Raw genomic sequence first — 2,390 nt, 5'->3', positions numbered from 1 at the left:
GGCGAGATCTATGTCGGCGGCCCCGGCGTCGCCCGCGGCTATTGGAACCGTCCGGCGCTGACCGCTTCCCGTTTCCTGCCCAATCCCTTCGCCACGGACGGCTCCCGTCTGTATCGCTCCGGCGATCTGGCCCGCCGCCGCGCCGACGGCGAGATCGAATACCTGGGCCGCGCCGATCACCAGGTCAAGCTGCGCGGCTTCCGCATCGAGCTGGGCGAGATCGAGGCCGCGCTGTGCCGGCTGCCCGCGGTGCGCGAGGCGCTGGTGCTGCTGGACCGCCCCGCCGCCGGCGAACCGCGCCTGGTCGCCTACGCCGTCGGCGACGCCGAGCCGGCCGCGCTGCGCGCCGCGCTGGCCGCCGAACTGCCCGAGCATATGCTGCCCGCCGTCATCGTGACGCTGGAGCGCTTCCCGCTGACCCATCACGGCAAGGTGGACCGCGCCGCGCTGCCGGCGCCGGAGCCGCTGGCCCGGCGCGCCTTCGAAGCGCCGCGCACGCCCAGCGAATACCTGGTGGCCGAAGCCTTCGCCGAGCTCTTGCAGCTGCCGCAAGTGAGCCGCGACGAGAGCTTCTTCGAGCTGGGCGGCGACTCCATCCTGGCGGTGCGCGCCGCCAACCGGCTGCGCGAGCGCCTGGGCGTGCCGCTGCCGCTGCGCCTCTTGTTCGAACATCCGCGCGCGGCGGAACTGGCGCAAGCCGCCGACGCGCTGCGCGGCCAGGCCTCGGCCGCCGCGCCGGTGCGGCCGGCGCGCCGCCAACTGGCGCGCGTCACCCCCGGCGCCGACGGCGACACCTCATTCCAGCAGTCCAAGCAAGGCCAACCATGAACGCAATCGACGCCCACGCCTCTTTCGACGCCTATGTTTTCCCGCAATCCGGCGCCCAGCGCCGCTTATGGACGCTGACGGACCTTGAGCCGGACTCCACCGCCTACCACATCCCGCTGGCCCTGCGCCTGCGCGGCGCGCTGGACGCCGACGCGCTGCAAGCCGCGCTGGGCGCCCTGGTGGCGCGCCACGAGATCCTGCGCACCCAATACGATCTGATCGACGGCGAGCCCTGCCAACTGATCCGCCCGGAAGCCGGCTGCGAGCTGCCGCTCACCGCCTGCGACGAGGCCGGCCTGACGGCGCTGCTGCGCGCGGAAGCCGCCCTGCGCTTCGATTTGCGGCGCGATCCGGTGATCCGGGCCCGCCTGTTCGTCCTCGGCCCGCAACACCATGTGCTGTCCATCGTGATCCATCACATCGCCTGCGACGGCTGGTCGCTGGGCGTGCTGGTGCGCGAGCTGGGCGCGCTTTATCCGGCGCTGGCCGCCGGCCTGCCCGCGCCGGCCCTGCCCGAGGCGCTGCAATACGCCGATTTCTCGGAATGGGAACGCGAAACCCGCGTCCAAGACGACGAGGCCTTGAACTACTGGCGCGAACGGCTGGCCGGCCTGGACGGCGAGATGGAGCTGCCCGGCGATTACGCCGCCGGCCCAAGCCGGAGCGAGGCCGCCGGCCACGTCAGTCTGACGCTGCCGGCCGCGCTGACCGAGGCGCTGCGCGTCCAGGCCCGCGCCGCCGACGCCACCTTGTTCATGGCCCTGCTGTCCGGCTTCCAGGCGCTGCTGCAGCGTCTGAGCGGACGCGAGGATATCTGCGTCGGCAGCCCGGTGGCCAACCGCGACCGCGCCGAGTTCGAACAAACCCTGGGCTTCTTCGTCAACACCCTGATCCTGCGCCAGGATTTGAGCGGCGCGCCCAGCTTCGCCCAATTGCTGGCGCGCAACCGCGCCGGCTGCCTGGACGCCTTCGCCCATCAGCACGCGCCCTTCGATCAAGTGGTGAAGCTGGCCGGCCCGCGCGCCCAGGCCCAGGACGCGCCGTTCCGCGCTCTGTTCGCGCTGCAGAACGCGCCGCTGGGCCGCCTGGACTGGCAGGGCGTGGAAGCGGAAGCGCTGCCGCTGTTTCCCGCCGACGCCAAGTTCGACCTGAGCCTGATGCTGGAGCCGGACGGCGACGGCCTGCGCGCCACGCTGGAATACCGAGCCGGCCTGATCGGCGCCGACACCGCCGCCCGCTGGCTGGAACACTATCGCCAGCTATTGCAGGCGGCGACGGCGCAGCCGGATTGCCCGCTGGCCCGGCTGCCGCTGCTGAACGCCGAACAAGCCGCCCAGGCCCTGGGCCCGACGCCTCTCGTCGTCGCGCCGCCGCATCCCGATCTTTGCGCCTGGTTCGAGCACGCCGCCCAGGCCTTCCCCGAGCGCGTCGCCGTCCAGGGCGACACCGCCGCGCTGCGCTATCGAGAACTGGACGCCCGCGCCAATCAATTGGCCCGGCAATTGCTCCAGCTCGGCGTGCTGCCGGAACAGCGCGTCGGACTCTGCTGCCAGCGCCAGCCG

Annotated in this window: 2 protein-coding genes; both read left to right on the top strand. The window is 72.6% G+C overall.

Annotated features, from left to right (window positions below):
* A partial coding sequence (locus DB032_RS24035; protein WP_158274220.1) for a phosphopantetheine-binding protein occupies positions 1-828 on the top strand: 828 nt, incomplete at its 5' end.
* On the top strand, positions 825-2,390 hold a 1,566-nt coding region (locus tag DB032_RS02235), incomplete at its 3' end, for a condensation domain-containing protein (protein ID WP_146176561.1). The genes DB032_RS24035 and DB032_RS02235, both read left to right, overlap by 4 nt.

Origin of the sequence: Chromobacterium sp. Panama (assembly GCF_003052555.1) — a bacterium.
Lineage (GTDB): Bacteria > Pseudomonadota > Gammaproteobacteria > Burkholderiales > Chromobacteriaceae > Chromobacterium.
This window is presented reverse-complemented; position numbering and strand designations above follow the sequence as displayed.